General features: G+C 38.3%; 14 protein-coding genes. 3 read left to right on the top strand and 11 right to left on the bottom strand.

The features are described from left to right. Positions 1-6: 6 nt before the first annotated feature. The 6 genes from RI196_RS05965 to RI196_RS05945 form a co-directional block, all read right to left on the bottom strand. Entirely contained in the window at positions 7-4,158 is a 4,152-nt protein-coding gene (locus RI196_RS05965; RefSeq protein WP_311067070.1) for a TIGR02680 family protein, read from the bottom strand. Beyond that, positions 4,148-5,278 (bottom strand): TIGR02678 family protein, encoded by a 1,131-nt coding sequence (locus RI196_RS05960; protein ID WP_117017513.1) that lies wholly within the window; start codon positions 5,276-5,278, stop codon positions 4,148-4,150. Before RI196_RS05960 ends, RI196_RS05965 begins: the two co-directional genes overlap by 11 nt. Before the next feature lie 47 nt (positions 5,279-5,325). Then, positions 5,326-6,822, bottom strand: a complete 1,497-nt coding sequence (locus RI196_RS05955) for a TIGR02677 family protein (protein WP_130157618.1) — start codon at positions 6,820-6,822, stop codon at positions 5,326-5,328. An 18-nt stretch (positions 6,823-6,840) separates the two neighbouring features. Next, complete coding sequence (locus tag RI196_RS05950; protein ID WP_063386432.1) at positions 6,841-7,104, bottom strand: hypothetical protein; 264 nt, start codon at positions 7,102-7,104, stop codon at positions 6,841-6,843. Positions 7,105-7,501: 397 nt separating this feature from the next. Further along, complete coding sequence (locus RI196_RS18785; RefSeq protein WP_510904270.1) at positions 7,502-7,666, bottom strand: hypothetical protein; 165 nt, start codon at positions 7,664-7,666, stop codon at positions 7,502-7,504. An 82-nt stretch (positions 7,667-7,748) separates the two neighbouring features. Further along, the gene (locus RI196_RS05945; RefSeq protein ID WP_261308773.1) at positions 7,749-7,871 is read right to left on the bottom strand and encodes a hypothetical protein; all 123 of its coding nucleotides are present in this window, start codon (positions 7,869-7,871) and stop codon (positions 7,749-7,751) included. A gap of 410 nt (positions 7,872-8,281) precedes the next feature. Here RI196_RS05945 and RI196_RS05940 point away from each other — a divergent pair, with 410 nt between their 5' ends. Continuing rightward, positions 8,282-8,800, top strand: coding sequence for a type II toxin-antitoxin system PemK/MazF family toxin (locus tag RI196_RS05940; RefSeq protein ID WP_311067069.1), 519 nt, complete (start codon positions 8,282-8,284; stop codon positions 8,798-8,800). A gap of 871 nt (positions 8,801-9,671) precedes the next feature. Next, positions 9,672-10,010, top strand: coding sequence for a thioredoxin family protein (locus RI196_RS05935; protein WP_063386435.1), 339 nt, complete (start codon positions 9,672-9,674; stop codon positions 10,008-10,010). Between the two features lie 647 nt (positions 10,011-10,657). On the opposite strand, the gene RI196_RS05930 is transcribed toward RI196_RS05935, so the two are convergent. Together RI196_RS05930 and glcD are read right to left on the bottom strand one after the other, a co-directional pair. Continuing rightward, entirely contained in the window at positions 10,658-11,974 is a 1,317-nt protein-coding gene (locus RI196_RS05930; protein WP_130157634.1) for a (Fe-S)-binding protein, read from the bottom strand. Further along, positions 11,974-13,386: a glycolate oxidase subunit GlcD gene (gene glcD, locus RI196_RS05925; RefSeq protein WP_311067068.1), complete on the bottom strand. Its 1,413-nt coding sequence runs from the start codon at positions 13,384-13,386 to the stop codon at positions 11,974-11,976. Before glcD ends, RI196_RS05930 begins: the two co-directional genes overlap by 1 nt. 134 nt (positions 13,387-13,520) lie before the next feature. Here glcD and RI196_RS05920 point away from each other — a divergent pair, with 134 nt between their 5' ends. Then, positions 13,521-14,651 carry a CdaR family transcriptional regulator gene (locus RI196_RS05920; RefSeq protein WP_311067067.1) on the top strand — a complete coding sequence of 377 codons (1,131 nt, stop codon included), beginning with the start codon at positions 13,521-13,523 and terminating at the stop codon, positions 14,649-14,651. Here RI196_RS05920 and RI196_RS05915 read toward each other — a convergent pair. The 3 genes from RI196_RS05915 to RI196_RS05905 all read right to left on the bottom strand — a co-directional run bounded on the left by RI196_RS05915 (position 14,648) and on the right by RI196_RS05905 (position 16,388). Further along, a complete protein-coding gene (locus RI196_RS05915; protein WP_311067066.1) occupies positions 14,648-14,911 on the bottom strand; it encodes a hypothetical protein in 264 nt (87 codons plus the stop codon). The genes RI196_RS05920 and RI196_RS05915 overlap by 4 nt on opposite strands. 137 nt (positions 14,912-15,048) lie before the next feature. Then, positions 15,049-15,621: a DJ-1/PfpI family protein gene (locus RI196_RS05910; RefSeq protein ID WP_311067065.1), complete on the bottom strand. Its 573-nt coding sequence runs from the start codon at positions 15,619-15,621 to the stop codon at positions 15,049-15,051. A 56-nt stretch (positions 15,622-15,677) separates the two neighbouring features. Then, the gene (locus RI196_RS05905) at positions 15,678-16,388 is read right to left on the bottom strand and encodes an iron-sulfur cluster assembly protein (protein WP_117017476.1); all 711 of its coding nucleotides are present in this window, start codon (positions 16,386-16,388) and stop codon (positions 15,678-15,680) included. Positions 16,389-16,408: the final 20 nt, after the last annotated feature.

The following is a 16,408-nucleotide window of genomic DNA, read 5'->3' as shown; positions in this document are numbered from 1 at the left end:
TCCTTCCTATATGGATGATGTAAAAGTAAATTCTTCGTCCGGATTTGTCGCAAGTCGTTTCACCTTTCCGTCCCAATGATAACGTATAACCGTTACGAACGGAGCATTTTTCGGGCGAACTAATTCACATATAGAAAGCGCTGGTACCGTATCATAGTCTCCCCAAAGTGCCTGAGAGTTCATGATATAATTGAAACCAAGCTCTTCGACTAAAGCAAACATATCACGAATGTTATTTTCATCAACACCGGCAAACGCTTCATCTAACGAAATAATATATGGAGCATCCTCTGCAGCCTCTTGATAACGTGAATATGCCGCAGCAAAAAGTGGAATATACATCGCCATCGCCTTTTCTCCGCCGCTAAATTTATAAAACTTTTGGTTCGTTAATTCCCGCTTTGGTTCATTTGTTTTTTGGTAATAAAGCGTAAACGAGAACCACTTTCGGTAATCGAGCACTTCTTTAATGACTTGGTGAAGCGTATTGCCCTGCCCACGTTCTTCAAGCATTTCTCTCGCTCGGTTGATTTTTGAGCGGAAATGCATCGTAACCCGCTGCAAATCTTCTTCCTTTAGCAGCCGCGAATTCATTCGCAACAATTCGACTAAATCTTTCGTGTCCATTTCTTCTTCGGTTTCCGCGGTCTTCGGCTTCCATTGAATTGAAAACGTCAGACCTGAAGAAGTATCACGTTTTTCCATTAATGCGTTCATATCTTTAACCCAGCGTTCGGCACGCTGTATGCGGCTTCGCAATATTCGCCCGATCGTTTTCAAAATAATATCTTCATACAATTCGCGGTCCTGTTCGTTAATATATTCTTTTTGCAGCAATATATCTTTTTCAATCTCTTTTAATACATAATATGGTGTAACGCGTTGTCCTTTGTAGTCTAGTAAAATGATGATACGTCCTGCTTTTTCCTTCCAATCGTTCGCTTTTAGCTCCGATTCCTCATCTAATGAAAGCTCGACGAACGGATTTTGTTTGTTCCAATCGGCAGGTTCCTGTGCCGGACGATATTCGATTAAATTCGGTTGTTCTTGGAAAAATATTCGGTTTAATCGTTCGGTGACAGAAAGTCGTGTATTCTCTTTTAATACAGAACCATATTTCTTGGAAATGTCTATTGCTTTGTCCAAAAGCGAGCCTGTTTCATTTTCGTCAACAAACACTAGCCCTCGTTCCAATTCTTTGGCAAATAGCTCTTCCCATGCTTGGACAAGAACCTTTGCAAATTCCAGTTTTCTCTCTAAACTGCTTAATTTGTTTTTCATGTTTGAAAGTTGATTCCCGATGTCTGCTTGTTTCTTAATTTTCTCAGGAATTTCCGTTTTTAAAAACGTTAGTCGTTCTCGAATCTGTTGAATCTCTTGACGAATATGTTCCGCTCCCATTTTCGTTAACATCGATTCGATATGCTCAAGTTCAAGTGATACCCGCTGTTGTTGATCGAGAAGAACATTGATTTCGCCTTTCGCTTCGTCTATTTCGTTTTGTAATGTTTCAAGCTGATCATTTAGATTTTTGATCATTTCATCGGTGTGCACAATGTTTCCATGAGTAATTTGTACGTCATTTAACTCTTTTAAATATGATTTCATATAAGACAAAGCATCTTCGTACCCTTTTTTTGAAAACTTAAGGTCCAGTCCTTCTGTCTTGTTGCGCAAAGTATTTTTCACTTGCTGCCATTCTCGAGCGATTTGTCCGAGTTTTTCATTTTTCCTTACTGTTTCTTGTTCTTTGCTTGCTGCCAGAAGTTTCGTTTGCTCCCACTGGTCATAGGCATATTTGACATTTTGGTCAGTTGGAAACAATTGAAACCCTTCCGTAATGTGGCGGATTCGTTCATCAATGGCTACCAGCTGCTCTCGTTTTTCTCTGAGTTGAGTGTTTAAAAGCTGTAATTCTTCCTCAAATTGCTGAATTTTCTCAAGACGCAGCCGTTTCCGTGCGGCTCTTCCAATATACTTTGCCTTTTCCCTTTCAGGGGCATGTCCTTTTAAAAGTCCTAGTGAATATTGTCCGGATTCGTTTATGACAAAATAATCCTTTTCTTGCGGTTCGTCCGATACGATAATACTGCGCAATACCGCTTCGATTCGTTCCTTAGTAACACCTGAGTCATTCTCTACATCAGGTTTTAAATAATCCTCTAGCGTGTGTGCCATCATTGCCGGGTTTGGCATGATTACTCGATCATATTGGATATCTAAATCCGCTTCCACAATTAAAGCGTCGAGCAATCCAGCATGATTTAATGTAGATTCGATCCGTTCCCGCAACTCTTCAGAAACGTGCTCCTGAAATTCCACCGCCGCATATAACGGAACAAAAGGTATTCCTTTTTCTTTTAGCGACGCCCTTGTTTGCACCGTTTGCATGTCTCGTTCTGGTTCAGGATCTTTTTGTTCCTTCCAATAGCGTAATTTTTCTTCCGTTTCACGAATTTCATTTTCTATCAATTTCATTTCATGTTGTTTTTTAATTTTTTCCGCTTTCCACGATTCTAAAGATTGATAATATTGATTCGTAAACGGTTGTTTCACCTCTTCGAAATGATAGCGCTCATAAAGCTCATTCAACCTTTGTAAAAATACTTGAAATGCTTCGTCATCCACCTTTATATCCGGATACATTTTGCTCCATTCAAACACGCTTTCCTGCAAACGGGATTTTTCGTCTTCAACCAGTTCATACCATTTTTTCTCTTCATTTTTTAGTTGGTCTAATTCCCTATTTAATTCGCCGAGCTCTTTATACGTTTCTTCATAACGTAATTGAATTTCATCATGTTCTTTCCAAAGTCCGTTAATTTGCTCCAGTCGATCAAAATGTGCATTAGCTTCCCGCTTCCATACGGTAAAATCAAATTCATATTCTCGGTTCCGCTGAAAATCTTCTTCGTTGATTGTATGCTCGGAAAAAGAGCTTTCTAACGCATCGTTCCGCATCATTTCTAACTGTTCTGTTAGCTTTTTCAATAACTGTTCGAAACGTTCTTCATACATGTTTAAGTTTTGTTCAATTTTCCGTTCTTGCTCTCGTTTTTCATCTATAAATCTTTCTTTCTTTTTGAGCTCTTTGTTTACATTCTGCAGTTTTTCCGCTGTTTCATTACGCTTTTCTTCTGCCTGAAACACTTCATGATTGGATAAATCAAGTTCCCGTTTACGCAGCACTTCTTGTTCAATCGATAATTGTTGAGTCTCTTCTTTCAATGTCGCAAGTGTTTCCTCATATTCACGATGTTGTGCGACAAACTGTTTCTTTTCTTCAGCTAACTTTTTAAAGCTTTTTTCCGATTTTAAATATTCATTCGCTTTCTCAGCCAACATATACTCATTGTAAGTCGAATAATGCTGGCAAAGATGCTTTAGAGCCTTCTCGTCTTTTTCAAGCTGTTCTAATTGTTGTTTTGCTTGATCCATGTTTTCTATCGTTTCTGACAAGTGTCGCAGCTCTTCATCTGTAAGTGCTGGCAGCGAGCTTTCTAATATTTCGTAGATCACAGTTGGCTTAAAATCTTTTGAAAGCTTCGGACTGCGTAATTGAATGAGTAATTCAATCAATTCGTGGAACGCATCAAGCGACTCAAATCGAAAAATATGTTTATTCACTAACTCCATATATTCACGTTGCGAATCAACAACCGTACCGCCTTCACCAATAACAGTGATCAACTCCCGTTTCGTTAAAGGAATTTTTTGCGTCTTCCCGTCTGTCTTTTCTTCTTTATATAAACGCAAGTCTTTGCCGATGCGCCGATTGTCAAAAACGACAAATCCCCAAAAATCCATATTTTTCTGCCGTTTTGCCCGTAAGCCGATACCCGTTGTGATATATTGTTCAGAGTTTTTCCGCTTATATTCTAAAAATAAATAGCCTGTTCGTTCGTCCCTGTCGACGAGTTCTTTTTCCCCAAGCAAGTAATCTTCCATTCTTCTAGCTCGGGAACCGAACGGATCGAGGCGGTCAGGACTCTTTTTTCCATCAAGCAGAACCGGAAGAAAACTTTGCATCGTCACCGATTTGCCGGAGCCGTTGCTTCCACGCAATAGAAGTTTTCCGTCTGCGAAATGAAAAAATTCTTCATCATAATACCAAAAATTTAACACTCCCGCTCGATATAACTCCCATTTACTCGTCATCTTCATTCGTTCCTTTCATTAGAAAATCATCAGGATATGTTCCGACTAATCGACCTAAAAGAGGGTAGAGAATAATCATCCCAGTCTCCGCTTCACGTTCTGCCATTTTCCACTCCTTTAATGCACTCAATACTTCATCAGAAAGCTGAGAGATTGTCATGTCGCGGTATGTTTTACTCCATCCTTCGGAAAATTCGTCACGGCATTTTTTTAACAGACCTAAAAAATCATTTGGTGTTAAGCGGATTTGTCCATATTCATCAGGCATGTGAACATCAAGATGCTGGCGAATAATTTTGGAAAAATGAAGAATAATCTCCGAAGTACCTTTTTGATCTGGAAACAGCGTATAGCGGCTTTGACGTTCCGGTAAAGTTAAAAGTGCCGCATTTTTAAAAAGTTCATAGTGATAATCAGTATGTTTTTCAATATCTTCCCGCAAGCGATGGCGAAAGTTTCTTAAATAATAAAAGTCAGGATCGTCTTTTTGTCTTCGATAAATGGCTGGCGATAAAAATAGTTGCCGATATATCCGATGGCGGCGATAGTCTTGCGGGGACGCTTTCCATTCTTCTTCTAAAATCTCCTCTATCGTTTCATATTGAAACAAGTCTTTCGGATATGATCTCATAAAATAGCGGGATACAACGGGAACTTCATAGAGTGCTTCATGGTCTTCTTTATTTGCAAACCCTTCAAGATCCCCATCGACGCGTTTTACGATACCAATTTGCTCCGACGTCCTCAGCACCCGAATGAGCGACTTCCGATGTTGATAATTCGTCCAATCGATTGGCAGTTCCCCGGGATACATCGCTTGAATCTCTTCACATAAATCGGACAGAAGAAATTTCTCATCGACGGCTTTGCTCTCTAAATATGCTAATAAGCAGCAAAACAGGGCATAATCTAATATATCTTGAAAATCTTGAATACCCATCCACGATTCTGGCTCAGCCGGGATTTTCTCGAGCTTTGCAAAATAGCGGTGAATGATTAGCCGATATCCAAACTTTTCTTGCAAGTAACGTTTCAATACTTTTTCACGTTCTCTAATCTTTTGATAAAGCTCTGGTTCCTCTTCCCGGACAATCCAGAAGTTTTCAAACAGGGCTGTCATGGCTTCTTTCGCTTTTTCATCAAACCCTTGCTCCGTCTTTTCCAATGTTACATCTCTCCCTTTTCGAGGACATAAAGTTCATAATTCGGCATCGTAAGTGTACCGTCAGAGGCTTTCAATTGAATCGAGGAAGAATCCTTTTGCAAGATTTTCACTTTCCACCCGTTTTCCGTTTTTACGACTCCGTCTTGTTTTGTCATTGATTTTGCTATCCAGCTTAACAATGTTTTTCGAATGTGCGGTTCGATCACCGGCAACTCTCGTAATACGATTTTATTGTCTTGAATGAGGTTCTCTAACTCTTCTTTCTCACGTTTTTTCTCCAGCAAAAATTTCTCCTTCATCTCCTGTTTCTCTTTTTCATGTGTTTCGATCGCTTCCGGCTTTTTCTTTTCACGGTAATGGCGAACGCGAGGCTTTACCGTCCATTCTGTCGGCTCTTCTTCCCAAATATCGCGATAAAAGTTTTCTGTTGCATCGTTCTCTGTTATGAGATGCTTTGTATGGAAACAGCCGAAAACAACAGAGGATAGTCGGTGGGCATCTACTAAACTCGGAAGCTCGGAAAACCACTTTGCTAAATGGAGAAAATCTTTCTTGCGGCTGCGGAAATTGTGATGACGTTCCCCCAGCCTTTGCACGACCCGAGTCATGCGGCGAATGGCTTCATTCGTTTGGTGCTGAAGAAAATACAATTCACTTTCACGTCCTTCTCTGCCTAAAAACCATTCTTTTAGACCTCTCCACTTTTCGAATAAATCTTCTTCAAGTTGTTCTTTCGTCACTTCCATTTCTTCTAATCGAGGAATCGTCATTTGATAATCAGCAACAATTGCGACTAGTTTGTGAACATCATCTTCTGCGATATCTTCCAACAACTTTTCAATTTTTAACGATGTTTTCTGTAAGGCAACGATGAAATCGCGTAAATATGTCGTAAATTTTTCTTTATATACAAGAAAGGCTTCCGACATCATTCGTTCTTCCGTGTTCTCACTGTTAAGGTAAGCGATGTAATCCGCAGAATTTTGAATGATTTTTTTGAAATAATCGAATGTTTCTTCCCAAATTTGATTAATCTCTTCTCGTTTTTCTTGAAAATCGTTTTGTATAATATTTTCTATTCGAACGAGTGAAGAGTATAAACGGTCAAAACGCGTTTTTTCTAAAGATCCTCCGAATGAATCCCCTAGCTTCTCTAACGTGCGGATCATCCTCTCAATTTCAACCGTGTAAGGACTGCATTGATAACGAAACCGTTTCTTTTTAAATTCTTCGATTGTGCGAATATTCACCGTCTCTTGCCGAGCAATTAAGTTTTTCCATTTGACAAGCTGATCTAAATCCTGCTGGAGATCGTCTTCCGTATAGTTCTGAAACTCCTCATGTTCTTTTAAAAATGCAAATACTTCTTCAGGAAACAAATATTGCCGCATTCGTTCATGCTGCATATAAAAATATCGTAAAATCGCCCGATAGCGATAAGCATTGTCCGTTGCCAAATACTTTGCCTCAGAAATCGGCTTCAGCCATGAAGAATCCATTATGCATCACCTTATAAATTATGTTTTTATTTCTATTGTAATAGATTTGCAGAGAGATTGAGACAAGATTTTGATGGGGATTTTTTTGCTGTTTTGATTTTTTGGGTATATTTCGTTTTTACGATCTGTTTTGTAAGCGTTCGCCAACCATCTCATCCTGTTTGTATGTGCCTCTTTTGTTTTTTTAAATCCTTTCAACACTTTTAATGCTTGTAAATCGGTGTTCCTGCCGTTTTCCGAAATACTCCCGGCAAGCGGTGATCCACGCGGTTCTATCTCCATTCAGAAAACCAGTCCATCATCGGGTCATAGCTGTATTCTTCCATCATAAACCTTTCAAGCCCTTCCTACACCGGCTCATTTCGTCTGATGCACATAGTGACGTTTGTTTACCAAGGGCACTCGTGATCGATGTACTCCAACACCTGTTGAAGCAGTTCCCCGAAGGTTTCTTGAATCATCGAAAATAATTCCATTTCGATCTCTTTTAATGTTTGCTCACCTCTCTTTTCTCCTTGTGTTTGGTTTGTGCACTTATCACAATACAGGAAGAGAGTCCTTTTTGCATTTATTTTGCCTTTCCCCCTACTATTTAAGAGAAACTCCTGCTTCTAACGGAAGGATCTTATCTTTCTCCAACAAACATTTTACTCATACAGAGCGAAGATGCATATGAATGCTAATTTAATAAATGTACAATTTTGATTCTCGCATGAATACTGAACTTGAGGGAAAAGAGGATGCATGCGAAATGAACAATCACAAAAGAGATGAAGAGACCAAAACACTTTTTCTTCTTTTGCTCTTCCTCTTTGGCCACAGTGATCATTTTGCGTGTCCCCATGGATTCCTTTAGAAACCGCGTAAGAAGTTCATCCCTTTCCTTTATGTATTTCTGTTGTTGATCTAACCTCATCATGAGTACTTTAGCAGATCGTTTTGTTTGGCACCATCACTTTTAACGTTTGTATATTATCGTTATAACGATCTAATTCCCGTTTTGTCTTCATTTCGCAAACTGCTACGTTTGATTGTCGAACACATGCCATTACTGCTTCTGCCGCTTGTTTCTGGCGTCATATCGCTGCTCTGTTTTATCTCCATAAAACGCTTCAAGAGAATATAATGTCTTTTCTAAATAGCCTCGCTCCCACCCGCGTCTTGCTTGGAGAATGAGAGCATACTTTCTTAAAGCAGATTCCTTCATTCTTAACTAGGTACACACGTCTCTCGGTTCAATCAATATTAGTCCTTCGTCTATATCACTAGTCAAAACACCGATACATTCTGTTATTACACTGTTATATAATCATTCTATTGATGTTTCGGCATACCCTGCAAGCGACAAAATGATGGGAATGTATAGCGAAAAAATATTGAAGCTTTAACAAACTTTAAGATCATGACGTGATACAATCATGAGTGTAACGGTATAAAACAAAGGGAAAGCGAGAAGAAGATGGAATCAGATGCAGTAAAACGTGAGCGATTACGTTTAAAAAAAGCTGACAAAAAAGCTAAACTAGACGAATGGTATCCCAATAAGATCACATTAGCTAATGAATGGATTGAGAATGAGCAAACGCAAATGAAACGACTGATCGTTCAAGGGGCCATTTTCACTTGTGAACTCGGGGAAAATATCGGCACAGAGCAAAACGGAGAACGACCGGTGCTTGTCCTTTCTAATAACAGAATTAACCGTACATCCGGTAATGTTAAGATAGCTCCGCTGACTACAAAGTTAAAAACCAAAATTATAACAGATCGGAAAGGAAAAACAATGGTATCGCCAAAACTTGCGACACATTATTTTCTCAAAAAGGAAGTCTATCCGTTTTTAACGCAGACTTCCGCCGTAAAGGTGGAAGAATTAACGACAGTCAACAAAGTAAGGCTAAAGCAACATATCGGCAATATAAACAAGGATGATTTAAATAAGATTATGAACCGTGTAAAATGGGTATTTAATCTGTAACGTACTTACAACGTATTGACAGTGTATTGATCATGTATTGACATTTCCCAAGGTTTTTTCTATACTTAGAATACAAAATAAGTTGTCTGTCTCGTCACAGACCATTTCACACGTGAAAAAACGTGGATTCGTTTGTGTTTTCCAACGGAGAGGAGCCTAAATGGCTCCTCTCCTTGCATAATATCAGCAAAAAGCTCATAACTTAATGATAAGTTGCCTGCCGCGTCGCAGGCCATTTCACCCCGTCAGCGGGGGATTCATGTTTTTTTGCCCCAGTACTTAGGTGCTGGGGTTTAATGTATTTATTGGAGAAGATTTCTCTCGAAGAAAATCTACATAAAGGTCTGCGATGTTGAATGATTCCGCATCAAAGCGGCTGAATGACTTGTGTAATTCAACATAATTAATGTACGTGTTCACTTACAAGGGGTAGAAAAGAGCATCCGTTGATTTTGCTGCCAGCTGCCTAATAAATAGAAAAAGGTATTTTTGCCCAGCAGATCAACAAACAAGAACAATACGAAGGGCAATAAGTTAAAATTTCTTTGTTATATACAAGAAAGACTTCTAACATCATTCGTTTTTCCGTTTTCTTTCCTGTTAAGGTAAGCGATATCATCCGCACAATTTGAAATCATCGAACGTTTACTCTCAAATTTGATTCATCACTTCCAGTTTTTGTTCATAATCAGTTTTTCAAATATTTCTATTCAAACGATTAAAGAATAGAAGCCGTCAATACACATCTTCTAAAGCCCCTCCAAGTGAATCTCCTGCTTCTCAACGTGTGAAGCATCTGTTCAATTTCTTTATACCTTCCTATGGTATAATGAAGTAAGTTTTTTGATCATGAAAGGAGACGAAATGAATTTTGCAGACAAACCATGATTTATTTTCCATAGAAGATGTCGAGCAATTTATTAATAGTCATCATTTGGCATTTTTATATATATCCAAAACAAATTGCAGTGTTTGTCATGCTTTGCTGCCAAAGGTGGAAAAAGTGCTGGCTGAGTTTCCAAAGATTCAAATGGGCTTTATCAACGCGGATGATATTCCGAACATAGCTGGTCACTTATCCATATTTACCGCACCTGTTTTAATTTTATATGTCGATGGAAAAGAGGTTTTGCGAGAAGCGCGGTTTGTTCATGTTGAGCAGTTTAAGGAGAAAGTGAAGAAAATTTATTTTTTAGCGGAGCAATCGTAACTTGTTTGCGGGTGAAGGCACCTTTTGGCTGAGATTTTCCACAGAGACGGAATGCTAACTAATGTATTCCATGAGCGGAGTCTTCTACACATAGGGGCTTCTAATAAGTCGATTTTCCGGCTTATAGACGCCCCTTTAATATTTTTGAAACGTTGATATATCAATGCTTATGATGTTTCATTTTCAGTGGATTTTGACTTTCTGGTCAGCCCAAAAAATATTCTTGTTCTAAAAGGGAATGAATCTGCTTAAAGTTAGACTGGATCATCAAACGAAAGCAAACTTGCCAACGCCGCAAGCAAAATCTCCAATGATGAAAATGAAGTCTGGAATAAAAAGAGATGTTTAGTTTTTTCATGGAAAATCTAAATGTTTTGCCAACCGTAAAATCTATCTTGATGGCGGTTGAAATAACGGAATGCATGCGCGGTACATTCCGTTTCTTTTCTTCATTTTATGTTGAATTTAACTTAAAATCAGACACAGATGCTTCCGAAGGTCTGAGAAACTTGAGTAGAAGCTACTTCAAACAAGTCCGCTTCTTAGAGAAAGTCCTCCCCCATAATCATCTGAACAAAAAAACTGCAGCTTAGCAATTAAACATTCACATTAAGTTTCAAAATTACATCAAATATAGTGCTTGTTCGTTATTTCGCTGCTTCTAACAATAGATCCACAATATGAACAGCTTTTACATCCTTTAATCCTTCTCTTTCAATTCCTAGCTTCATTTGCATGAAACATCCTGGATTAGCTGTTACTATTGTAGTGGCTTTGGTTTTTTTCATTTTTTCCATTTTCTGATCTAAAATTTCCATGGATGTTTTCGGTTCGACAATGTTATAAATGCCTGCAGAGCCGCAGCAGCTATCGGCATTTTCCATTTCTGTGAATGTTACTCCTTTAATTGAACGAAGCAATTCTCTAGGAGCTTTTGACGTTTTCATGACGTTTCTCAGGTGACAGGAATCTTGATATGTGACGACTTGTTCAGGAAGTGAAAGGCGAAATTGTTTGTGAAAATCAAGCTCATATAAAATGGACGTAATGTCTTTTATTTTTGCAACAAATTTTTCAGCGCGCTCTGACCATTGCGGATCATCTTTTAATAAGTGATCATATTCAATCAAGAAAGCGCCGCAGCCACCTGCGTTTGTTATAATATAATCTACTTCGTTTTTTCCAAACGCTTCAATATTTTGTTTTGCTAATTCTTTCGCTAGTTCTTTTTCTCCGCTATGACCGTGCAAAGCTCCACAGCATGCTTGTGTTTTAGGAATAACAATTTCACACCCGGCTTTTTGCAATAATTGAATGGTTGCATGATTTGTTTCGAGAAACAACGTGTCCATTAAACATCCGGAAAAGAAAGCAACAGTTGCTTTTTTCTCTCCTTTTGGCGGGAAATATTCAGATCGCTGTTTCAGTGTCTTTCTCTCAGGAACATCAGGCAATATTTTTTCCATTTCCCGGAGATGATCTGGAAACAGTTTCATAAATCCTATTTTACGTGCCGCTTTTTGAAGTCCAGATTTTTGATAAAATCCAACTAAGCTAGTTATGTTGATTAAATTACTTTTTTTAGGAAATAGTTGTTTAAAAACCACATTTCGAACTGCCCGCACAGGTAAAGAATGCTTTTTATTTTGGTTAATTATGTCTCTTGCTTCTTCTAATAAATGTCCATAATTCACACCTGATGGACAAACCGGCTCACACGCACGACATCCTAAACACAAGTTTAAAGACTTTTCAAATTCATCATCCGGTTGAAGGACCCCATCATAAACTGCCTTCATTAAGGCAATTCTTCCTCTTGGTGATTGGCTTTCTTTATATCCAGACACAATGTAAGTTGGGCAAGATGGCAAACAAAAACCGCATCTCATACAATTTAACAGCTCATCTTCGTCCATGCGTTCCTTGAAATCTCTTTGGATATTTTGCTTTTCTGATTCTGTCATCATTTTGAGATCACCACACGTTTTCGTGTATCCTTTGCAAATAATTTCCCAGGATTCATAATATTGTTTGGATCCAATGCAGCTTTGATCGACTTCATCACATCGATTCCAGATTTCCCCAGCTTCCATTCTAAATAAGGCGCTTTCATGGCTCCTACTCCATGTTCTCCAGTAATTGTTCCTCCCAGTTCAATGGCCTTTGCAAATATTTCAGCAAAAGCTTTTTCCACCCGTTCCATCTCATCTTTCTTCCGAATATCTGTCGTGCAGGTAGGATGAAGGTTTCCGTCTCCCGCATGACCAAACGTGCATATTTTTACGTTATGTTTTGCGGCTATTTCATTAATGGCTTTGACCATTTTGGCAATTTCTGATCTTGGAACAGTCGCATCTTCTAAAATGGTAGTTGGTGCTAGTCTGGCTAATGCGGACAAAGCGGTGCGTCTCGCTGTTCGTAAAGCTTCAGCTTCTTCTTCTGACTGGGCAATTTGTACAGATACGGCGTTTTCACTCCTGCATATTTCTTCCATGACCTTCATATCTTTACTCACATTTTCAGGCGTTCCATCTTGTTCAATCAGTAATACGGCTTGCACGTCTGTTGGCAGTCCGATTTGTGAATAGTCCTCCACTACTTTTAGCGTCGGCTGATCTAAAAACTCTAAAGTTGCCGGAATTACTTTATTGGCAATAATTTTCGATACGGAACGCGCAGCAGCTTCTAAATCTTGAAATAAAGCAAGCATTGTCTTTTTTGATTCAGGCAGTGGGATCAGCTTTAATGTCGCTTCTGTAATCACTCCTAACGTTCCTTCAGAACCTATAAATAAGCGCGTTAAATCATACCCTGCCACATCTTTCGCTAGCTTTCCTCCTGTTCGAACAATTTCCCCATTAGGAAGAACCGCCTCTAGCCCTAGCACATAATCACGAGTTACTCCATATTTCAGTCCTCTTAATCCTCCAGAATTTTCGTTAATATTTCCCCCAATTGTAGATATTTTCATTGAGCTTGGGTCTGGTGGATAAAACAAACCTTTTTGTTCCACCGCATGGATTAAATCAAGTGTGATAACTCCCGGTTGACATGTGACGGTTAAGTTTTCCTCATCGATCTCTAAAATTTTGTTCATATGTTTAAATAGAAGAACGATTCCTCCTTCAACAGGACAAGTGCCGGCGCATAAGTTCGTACCAGAGCCCCGCGGAACAATCGGTATTTTATTTTTATTACATAATTGCAATATTTTAGATACTTCCTCTGTATTTCTAGGCGAAACGACCGCATCCGGAATCGATTGAAAATTTGGAGTCGCATCATACGAATATACTAACCTTTCAACTTCCGAATCTTCAAAATTTTCTTCTCCTACAATATTTATGAATTCCCTCTTTATATCAGGAGCAATCATTCAAACCCCTCACTTTTATTCTTTTCGTTTTATTATAAAGAATGAGAGTCACATTATCTATGTATGATGATATAATTAACATACCAAAAATGCCTTTTTTATTGTCTTTTTAACCAAAAGGGTGGTGATACGAGTTGCAATTATCCCCAAAGCTGGCTGCTAAAATTATTTCAGAGGTTCAGGACGTAGTCAAAGAGGATATCATATTAGTTGATATTAATGGGATCATCATATCCTCCACTGATGAGAGTCGGATCGGCTCTTTTCATGAAGGAGCTACGATTGTTATTAAGTCCAAACAAAAGCTTTACATTGATCAAATCAAAGCACAAGTGCTGAAAGGCGTCAAAGCAGGAATCAATATGCCCATTATGTTTCATAAGAAGGTAATTGGAGTGATCGGAATAACTGGCGAACCGAAACAAGTGGAGCCTTATGCGGACTTAATTAGAAGAATGACAGAGCTCATTATACAAGAAGCATATTATACTGAAAGAAACGAATGGGAAATAAGAGGAATAGAATCGTATCTTTATGAATGGATCAATGCTTCATCTGTGGATAAAGATTTTTTAGAGCGCGGGTTTATGTTAGGCATTCCTGTGTATGACACTCATGTTTGCACACTCATGGAATTGGAGATACACACATTAAATAATTACGATATTCATCGAATTCAAAAAGAAATCATAGAATTGTTTTATTCTATCTTCGGGAAAGAAAAACATTTTATTGTTCGATGGGGGCAAGAGCGCTTTTTAGTATTAAAAAAGATGGATGCTTCTTATAAACAAAATTATTTTTACAGTCAGTTAAACGATTTAAAAAAAAGATTCGAAAACAGATACAAAAGCACTTTAGCTATTGGCATAGGAAAAACAGCTTGCAAACACATGATCAATAAATCTTTTAAAGAAGCACAAAAAGCATTAAAGGTAGCGCGAAAAAATAAAGGCATTGTATTTTATGAGGATCTTATATTAGAAATCATCTTGGAAGATATCCCATCAGAGATGCAAAAGGATTTTTTGAAGCAAACCATTCATATGATGGAAAAAGATCAAATTCTAATCGAAACGTTACAACACTATATGAACAATAATCAATCGATCAAAAGAACGGCAGAGGAAATGAATATCCATATTAATACACTGCACTACCGTTTAAATAAAATCGAAGAGCTGACAGGAATTAACCCTAAAACAACAGAAGGAATTGTCATATTTTATATATCGTTACTGTTATTAAATTCTTTAAACCGTTAAGTCCGTATAATTTGATCGAAACGGGAGTGAATGAAAAAAGACAATCGGCAAATGTTGTTCGGGGAGACGACCGGCAGGAAAACTTTGGGATTGCTGCCATACGCCAAGTATTTAAGTCCATAGTGTCTTTCAATGGGCAATTTCCTTTTAGACAAGTAATTAGGAACTGCTCTAAATGTGAGAACGTCTGGACACATGTTTGACATTCCAATGATTTTCTCTAACTGTCTCATTTGAACGTCACTCAAAATCATCCTCATTGGATTTCCTCCGCTTACATCTTGTATTCGATGATAAACGTATTTTTCCTGATGAAACAAAAAATCCCGAATATCGAACTTTTTTCAAGTATCCGATATTCGGGTTGCATTTTCAAATACATCAGCCCTTTTATGTTTTAAACAGCAGACTTTTCTCTTACATTCAACAATTTAAAGAATTCTCTCATGAATCCCGGTAAATCCGGCCAAGCGTGGCCCGATACAATGTTCCCATCCACATGAAGCATTTTTTCCACATAAGTAGCGCCTGCTGCTTCCACTTCTGGTCTACAAGCAGTGTAAGCTGTCATCTCTCTTCCTTTGATATATTCTCTTACAGTTGTTAAGACTAATTGTCCATGACAGATCACCCCAAGAGGTTTATTTTCTTTTAAAAAGTGAGCAGTAATTTCCTGAACCTTTGGATTCATACGAATATATTCAGGCGCACGCCCTCCTGGGATAATTAATCCATCATAGTCGGCAGGATTAATCTCATCTACTGATGCATGAGATTCGATTTTATATGCCCATTTTTCTGTAAAAGTCTCCATTTCAGGAAGGAAATCATGGACAACCGTCTGGAGCTTCTTTTTAACAGGTGAGGCAATTGTACAATTAATATTTTCTTCAATACAACGATAATAAGGATAAAACACTTCTAATGCTTCAGCAGCATCGCCAGTAATAATAAGAACATTTTTACTCATCTTACATCACCTTTCCTTTTATTATGAAATTATTTGTACGCTGTAAAAATTATGAATCATTTTGCCAAACTGCCTTCATAAGCAGCAGATAAATTATATCGTGCTTCCAACAATCCCCGGCAATAATGCGCATTAAACTCCATGCTCAACCTTGTCAGCTTGGCGCCTTTCAAGTAATCTGAAAACTCTTCTTCAGTCAATGGTTTCCCTTCTGGAGTTGTTATGGCAAATGTACTTGAGTGATGGAATACTTTTTTCTTCTCCAAATATTTTTCTCTTAACAGCCTCCCTTCTTCAGGCAGGGACAGTTCATTCAGTTCTTGGAGAGATAAAGACGTAATTTCTTCCTTTGACATTCCTATTTTTAGTAGATATTTCATCAGTTTCTCTTGCCTTGCATAGTAGGCTTTTATATCAAAAGTTTTGCGTAATTCTTCAAGATCTCCGTCAGATACATTATGGAAGACTTCGCGAAACGATTTTCCTGCTGATGCTCCGTGATTAATTTCATCGGATGCACAATGATCGAGTAAATGAACTTGAACCGTTTTTACCCATTCAATCTCAGATACATATTTCCTTATATCTTCAGCCATGATGTAGGCAAAGTTAGGAGAGCACCAATAAGTTGGAAGGCGAAAGACTACTTTAACATGATTATCCTTCACTAGGACTTGATCGATAAATCCCAACTCTGTTAACGGCTGATCCAGTTCAGGATCATACACTTTTTCAAGCATGCTATATACTTGCTTTTCTTTATCCATTACCTCGCTTTCACCTCCCT

The organism is Aeribacillus composti, assembly GCF_031760945.1.
In the GTDB taxonomy this organism is placed as follows: domain Bacteria; phylum Bacillota; class Bacilli; order Bacillales; family Aeribacillaceae; genus Aeribacillus; species Aeribacillus composti.
This window is presented reverse-complemented; position numbering and strand designations above follow the sequence as displayed.

Bases quoted from the DNA above. Each gene is read 5' to 3' on its own strand.
- RI196_RS05965 (WP_311067070.1), bottom strand. From the start codon at position 4,158: ATGACGAGTAAATGGGAGTTATATCGAGCGGGAGTGTTAAATTTTTGG.
- RI196_RS05960 (WP_117017513.1), bottom strand. From the start codon at position 5,278: ATGACAGCCCTGTTTGAAAACTTCTGGATTGTCCGGGAAGAGGAACCA.
- RI196_RS05955 (WP_130157618.1), bottom strand. From the start codon at position 6,822: ATGGATTCTTCATGGCTGAAGCCGATTTCTGAGGCAAAGTATTTGGCA.
- RI196_RS05950 (WP_063386432.1), bottom strand. From the start codon at position 7,104: ATGGAGATAGAACCGCGTGGATCACCGCTTGCCGGGAGTATTTCGGAA.
- RI196_RS18785 (WP_510904270.1), bottom strand. From the start codon at position 7,666: ATGGGGACACGCAAAATGATCACTGTGGCCAAAGAGGAAGAGCAAAAG.
- RI196_RS05945 (WP_261308773.1), bottom strand. From the start codon at position 7,871: ATGGCATGTGTTCGACAATCAAACGTAGCAGTTTGCGAAATGAAGACA.
- RI196_RS05940 (WP_311067069.1), top strand. From the start codon at position 8,282: ATGGAATCAGATGCAGTAAAACGTGAGCGATTACGTTTAAAAAAAGCT.
- RI196_RS05930 (WP_130157634.1), bottom strand. From the start codon at position 11,974: ATGACAGAATCAGAAAAGCAAAATATCCAAAGAGATTTCAAGGAACGC.
- glcD (WP_311067068.1), bottom strand. From the start codon at position 13,386: ATGATTGCTCCTGATATAAAGAGGGAATTCATAAATATTGTAGGAGAA.
- RI196_RS05915 (WP_311067066.1), bottom strand. From the start codon at position 14,911: ATGAGGATGATTTTGAGTGACGTTCAAATGAGACAGTTAGAGAAAATC.
- RI196_RS05910 (WP_311067065.1), bottom strand. From the start codon at position 15,621: ATGAGTAAAAATGTTCTTATTATTACTGGCGATGCTGCTGAAGCATTA.
- RI196_RS05905 (WP_117017476.1), bottom strand. From the start codon at position 16,388: ATGGATAAAGAAAAGCAAGTATATAGCATGCTTGAAAAAGTGTATGAT.